Genomic DNA, 6,554 nt, shown 5'->3' on the forward strand with positions numbered 1-6,554 from the left:
TAGATAATTTGAATATTCTTTCCCAATCAAAAACTTATGAAAGGACTTTGGTTAGAAAATAATCAACTAGAATTACGCACCAATATTCCTATCCCTGAACCACCACCAGGAGAAGCCTTAGTGAGGATTTTGCGAGCAGGAATTTGTCATACAGACCTAGAATTAATTAAAGGTTATTATCCCTATACTGGCATTATCGGTCATGAATTTGTTGGTATTGTCGAACAAGGTCCCCAACAGTTAATTAATCAAAGAGTCGTTGGTGAAATTAACGCCGCTTGTGGTACTTGTCGTTTTTGTCGTCGCGGACAACCAACACATTGCGAAAATCGCACCGTTTTAGGAATTGTTAACCGTAATGGTGCATTTGCAGAATATCTATCTTTACCTATTGAAAATTTGCATCTTGTCCCCGAAAACGTATCTACAGCAGCCGCAACTTTTACCGAACCCATAGCCGCAGCATTGGAAATTCAACAACAAATACAAATAGGTAAAGATGACCGAGTATTAGTGGTTGGTGATGGTAAACTAGGACAACTAATAGCCCAAACCCTAGCCTTAACTAGTTGTGAATTATTAGTAGTTGGAAGACACAAAGAAAAATTAACAAATTTATCAGCTAAAGGAATTAAAACAGGTTTAGCTGATAGCGTCACCGATAGATATTTTGATATCTCTGTTGATTGTACCGGCAATCCTGAAGGTTTTAATATTGCGCGTCGAGCTTTACGTCCTCGCGGAACATTAATCTTAAAAAGCACCTATGCGGGAAATCTGAGTTTAGATGCTTCGTCTTTGGTGGTAGATGAAATCACCCTGATTGGTTCTCGTTGCGGTCCCTTCGTTCCAGCCTTGGAATTGTTAGCGACGGAAAAGGTAGATGTCCAATATTTAATTGATAGTTATTATCCTCTTTCTCAAGGTTTAGAAGCTTTTGAAAAAGCCAAAACAAAGGGCGTTTTAAAAGTGTTATTGGAAATGAGTTCGTAATCATGATTGATAGGATTAAGATATTAACAAATTTTAACGACATACCTGTATGTGCATAATATCAAAATGATAATCATAAGTCCACACTGCTAACTTCATTTCGTCAGATAAAATAGCAGTTACAGCATCACAGAGAGTAATTTTCTGATCTGGAAAACTTTGCTAATGTATCTGGTAATGTAATATTTAGGGCTTGCATAGGCTGTTATTGCAAATTGTATCCATATTATATTATTGTTAGCAGCAAATAGTTATCTTTTAATTAAATATCTCTACCAAAATTTATAGCGGTATGCACTCTTTGTGAGATACATTCAGGAAATCACACAGTAGGGGGGGGTTTCCCCGCCCTCTCGATTGTATTGCTATATCAACTCCTAAACCTTCAACGCCTTTTCAGCTTGGAAATGTAGCAATAATCCATATTCCAAACCTTCAACCACAGCTTGATAAGAAGCCTCCAAGATATTACTAGAAACTCCTACAGTAGTCCACCGTTGTTGACCATTACCCGATTCTACTAAAGCACGAGTTTTTGCAGATGTTCCCGTATTTCCGTTGAGAATTCTCACCTTATAATCAGTCAACTCAAAATCGGCAATTTGGGGATAAAAATTCACCAAAGCTTTCCGCAAGGCCGCATCTAAAGCCGCTACTGGTCCATTACCTTCTGCGGCTTCCAGAATATTTTTACCATTAACAGCTACTTTAACAGTTGCTAAAGAATTAGTAATTTCTTTCACCTCCACCAAATCACAATGAACCTGAAAACCCTGGACTTCAAAAAACTGTTGACGACAAGATAAAGCCTCATACATCAAAAGAATAAAACTAGCCTCTGCGGCTTCAAATTGATAGCCTTCACTCTCCAATTCCTTCATGCGTTGGAGAATTTGCCTAGCTTGGGGATGATCCTTATCTAATTCAATCCCACAGGTTTTAGCTTTCGCTAAGACATTACTCAAACCCGACTGTTCAGAAATGACAATCCGGCGTTGATTTCCTACCAATTCTGGTTGAATATGTTCATAGGTTAAAGGATTACGTTCCACCGCAGAGACATGAATCCCACCTTTATGAGCAAAAGCTGAACGTCCCACAAAAGCTGCGTGTTCGTCAGGTGCGAGATTAACAACTTCGCTCACAAACCGACTAGCTTCTGTAAGTTGATTTAGCTGGTGTTCACCGATACAACTGTAACCAAGCTTTAGTTGTAAATTGGGAATCACAGAACACAGATTTGCATTACCGCAACGTTCCCCATAACCGTTAATTGTTCCTTGCACCATCTTAGCTCCAGCCATAACTGCTGCTAAGGCATTAGCAACTGCCATTTCTGAATCATTATGAGTATGTATGCCAATTTGGGGAATGGGTAATTGGTAATTGATGATTGGTAATTGGGAAGGAGTTTCTTCTGTATTCCCTGTTCCCTTAACTACAACTGACACAATTTGCGAAACTTCATGAGGTAAAGTCCCCCCATTGGTATCACATAAAACTAACCATTCTGCACCTGCGGTGACTGCTGCTGTGAGCGTCTGGAGAGCGTAATCAGGATTTTGCTTATAACCATCAAACCAGTGTTCAGCATCGTAAATTACCCGTCGTCCTTGAGAACGGAGGTACTCGATGGTATCACCAATCATGGCGAGATTTTCCTCCAGACTGGTCTTGAGTCCGGCTGTAACGTGCAAATCCCAGGATTTACCGAAAATTGTCACCCAGCGCGTACCTGCTGCTAAAATCGCTTGCAGCATGGGTTCATCTCCGGCTTTGGTATGAGGACGACGGGTGGAACAAAAGGGGACAACTTCTGCTTGTTTGAGGGGATTTTCTTGAAGTTGCCAGAAAAATTGGACATCTTTGGGATTTGCTCCCGGCCAACCACCTTCAATGAAAGGAATACCTAATTCATCGAGTTTGTGAGCAATGCGTAACTTATCTTCTATGGACACTGACAGTCCTTCCCGTTGAGTCCCGTCGCGGAGAGTAGTGTCATAGATCCAAAGTTGATTTGAGGGAGTTTTGGTCATAAAAATTTCGTGAACCTTTGGTTCAACACTTACACCTAAGAGACAACTTTGCGGCGATGTTCCAACATACGACAAAACCCTATTTCGGTAATTTCAATATACCGATAAAAAAATGCTAATAATGGCTAACATTTTTTCCTGTTTCCCTCTGAAAGGGCAGTACCAATCCATAAGCTAACACGGTCTACCTGACCACTATATGTATCGTAGAAGCTGCGAAAATTTCTATAGGGTGAGGAGCTAATGACCATTGTTAATAACTCAATTCTAGTACAGCACTGGGTGAATAAACCAACCATTCTCAATTGCCAAACAGCTTGCTCAATATTACTTTTGACTTCTGCCTTGCGGTACTAGGCTGTTTTAATGCAAAAGATCACTCAGGGTAATACTACCCCAAATCCTGTTAAATCTGAGTCGAGGTATTGGCACTTGTGGTACTTATGCGGTTAAGGTAGAAGGTGAGTGGCCACAGCAAATTGGCGTAAGTGAACACGGCGGCGTTGCTTTTTTGCCAACTTTCCTGCAAGTTGCTTGGGTTTAGCTTGTCACTTGATTTTCGATTGACGTTAGCGAAGTGTACGCAGCGCAGGGAGTATTTTGAATTTGGGATTGACTCCACCCTCAAGGACGGGGATTTTACCAAATTTTTGTAATCTAAAATCTAAAATCTAAAATTCCTTTCATGGATTTTGGGATCAAGGTTCTCAATTAGTTTGGACACCAGAAGGTTTACAAGGAGAGAAACAAGATGGGTAGATGGACACCCTTGATTTTAATGGCTGGCGGCGTAGCAATTTTGCTAGGTACGTTACTGGGAATTAATTTTCCTATGGGCGGACAACAAACTGCTAATGTCCCTCAAGGACGGAAAGCATCTAGTGTTCTCCCGGCTAATATTAATGTTAATAGTGCTGCCAATGGGAATGATGCGGAAAATATTAGTGGTAATGAGTCAGAAACTTCCAGCGGAAGTAATTCTGCCAGTGAAAGCCGCCGTACTAGTGTAGCTCAAGGTAATTTCTCTACGGAGACTACTAACAATTCTTCTAATACTACTCAAGAAACAAGTGGTAGTAATGACAGTTCCAGTTCTACCAATGAAACTGCCACTACACAGAGTAACTCAAGTGCTAGTGGTAATGAAGGTCGGAAGAAAGAACCAATTCGCGCTTTGTGGTAATTAGGGAAAAATTAAGTCAAAGGTCACTCGATTTGGGATTGACGTGAGCGTTGCGTACCCAGCGCAGCGAGTATTTTTCCGTCCTCAAGGACGGGGACTTGTACCAAATTTTTTTCATCTAAAATCTCAAATCTCAAATTCCCGTGACCAATGACCAATTTTCGCGCCCCTTGTGAGCCATTTATGAGTTATTAGTTATTTACTGATGACTAATGATTGGGCGCAGGCCCTGCGCCCCTACTGACTAATGACTAATGATGTTTTAATTATTGGTGGTGGTATTATTGGGTTGGCTTGCGGTGTTGAACTGCGATTACGGGGTGCAAATGTAACCGTATTTTGCCGTGATTTTACTGCCGCAGCCAGCCATGCCGCAGCGGGAATGTTAGCTCCTGATGCGGAAAATATTCCTAATGAGGCAATGTTGGCTTTATGTAGGCGATCGCGTAATTTATATTTAGACTGGACACAAAAATTAGTAGAATTAACTACCGAGAAAGATTTAAATAATACAGGTTATTGGTCCTGCGGTATCCTCGCACCAGTTTATCAACAACCTAAAGACACAGGAGACAAAACGGCTTACTGGTTAGATCAAGATGCTATTAACCAATATCAACCAGGCTTGGGCGCAGATGTGGTAGGTGGCTGGTGGTATCCTGAAGACGGGCAAGTTGATAACCGGGCGTTAATTAAAGTTCTGCGGACTGCGGCTGACTCTTTGGGTGTTGTCTGCCAAGATGGAATTACAGTGGAAGCGATTTCTCAACAACAGGGAAAAGTTATTGGTGTCCAAACTAATACTGGTTTATTTCGTGCTGACCATTATCTTTTAACTGCTGGTGCTTGGGTAAATCAGTTGTTACCTTTACCAGTGCGTCCCCGCAAAGGACAAATGCTGAGTTTGCGAGTCCCGGATTTTCTGACTGAATTACCTTTAACCAGGGTGTTATTTGGTGAAAATATTTACATTGTGCCTCGAAGGAATCGCTCTATCATTATTGGTGCAACTAGCGAAGATGTAGGATTTACTGCCCATAATACCCCTGGGGGAATCCAAAATTTACTACAATCAGCCATTCGCCTATATCCCCAATTAGAAAATTATCCTATTCAAGAACTGTGGTGGGGATTTCGTCCCGCTACCCCCGACGAATTACCTATTTTGGGTCATAGTGATTGTGATAATTTAACTTTTGCGACTGGTCATTACCGCAATGGAATTTTACTGGCACCAATTACAGCCACATTAATTGCTGATTTGATTTGTGAACAAAAAGCAGATCCTGTTTTAGCTAATTTTCATTATTCTCGCTTTTCTACTGTGTCGTCTACTACTACACCGATGTTAATTCACGCAACTCCTGCTACTAACGGACACCGTAACCCGGAAATATCAGATTTAATTGTTCCCGATTCACCATTAATTATTGCGGGAAAAAGCTTTAAATCTCGGTTAATGACGGGAACTGGTAAATATCGCAATATCCAAGAAATGCAGCAAAGTGTCACTGCAAGCGGTTGTCAAATTGTTACGGTGGCTGTGCGACGGGTACAAACTAACGCCCCAGGACATGAAGGTTTAGCAGAAGCCTTGGATTGGAGTAAAATCTGGATGTTACCCAATACTGCCGGCTGTCAAACTGCGGAGGAAGCTATTCGGGTGGCCCGGTTGGGACGAGAAATGGCGAAGTTATTAGGACAGGAAGATAATAATTTTGTTAAGTTGGAAGTGATACCTGATGCCAAGTATTTACTACCTGATCCCATTGGGACTTTGCAAGCTGCGGAACAGTTGGTAAAAGAAGGTTTTGCTGTATTGCCTTATATTAATGCTGATCCGATGTTAGCCAAGCGGTTAGAAGAAGTAGGTTGTGCCACAGTCATGCCTTTAGCTGCCCCCATTGGTTCGGGACAAGGGCTAAAAACTACCGCCAATATTCAGATTATTATTGAAAATGCCCATATTCCGGTAGTGGTAGATGCCGGCATTGGTGCGCCCTCTGAGGCTGCTGAGGCGATGGAATTGGGGGCGGATGCGTTATTAATTAATAGTGCGATCGCCCTAGCTGAAAATGCCCCAGCAATGGCTTATGCGATGAATTTGGCAACTGTAGCCGGTCGCATGGCTTACTTAGCCGGCAGAATGCCCATGAAAAATTACGCTAGTGCTAGTTCACCTGTAACGGGAACAATTACTGCTTAGAGGTTGTTTGAAAAGTTTTAGGTTGTGATTTTAGGTACTTACAGATCCCCCCTAACCCCCCTTGTTAAGGGGGGAAATAGAGTCAAAGTCCCCCTTGTTAAGGGGGATTTAGGGGGATCTGAAAAAATTTGATACA

At 41.8% G+C, this 6,554-nt stretch carries 4 protein-coding genes; 3 read left to right on the forward strand and 1 reads right to left on the reverse strand.

Going from position 1 to position 6,554, the window contains the following annotated elements; genetic code table 11:
• The first annotated feature begins 36 nt into the window (after positions 1–36).
• Entirely contained in the window at positions 37–993 is a 957-nt protein-coding gene (locus tag PN471_RS14895) for an MDR/zinc-dependent alcohol dehydrogenase-like family protein (protein ID WP_271777518.1), read from the forward strand.
• 377 nt (positions 994–1,370) lie between these two features.
• On the opposite strand, the gene cimA is transcribed toward PN471_RS14895, so the two are convergent.
• Positions 1,371–3,029 carry a citramalate synthase gene (gene cimA / locus PN471_RS14900; protein WP_271777519.1) on the reverse strand — a complete coding sequence of 553 codons (1,659 nt, stop codon included), beginning with the start codon at positions 3,027–3,029 and terminating at the stop codon, positions 1,371–1,373.
• Between the two features lie 751 nt (positions 3,030–3,780).
• Here cimA and PN471_RS14905 point away from each other — a divergent pair.
• The gene (locus tag PN471_RS14905) at positions 3,781–4,212 is read left to right on the forward strand and encodes a hypothetical protein (RefSeq protein WP_193892413.1); all 432 of its coding nucleotides are present in this window, start codon (positions 3,781–3,783) and stop codon (positions 4,210–4,212) included.
• 247 nt (positions 4,213–4,459) lie between these two features.
• Positions 4,460–6,418 (forward strand): glycine oxidase ThiO, encoded by a 1,959-nt coding sequence (thiO, locus tag PN471_RS14910; protein ID WP_271777520.1) that lies wholly within the window; start codon positions 4,460–4,462, stop codon positions 6,416–6,418.
• The last annotated feature ends 136 nt before the right edge of the window (positions 6,419–6,554 follow it).

The organism is Aphanizomenon sp. CS-733/32 (assembly GCF_028330045.1).
Classification (GTDB): domain Bacteria; phylum Cyanobacteriota; class Cyanobacteriia; order Cyanobacteriales; family Nostocaceae; genus Dolichospermum; species Dolichospermum gracile.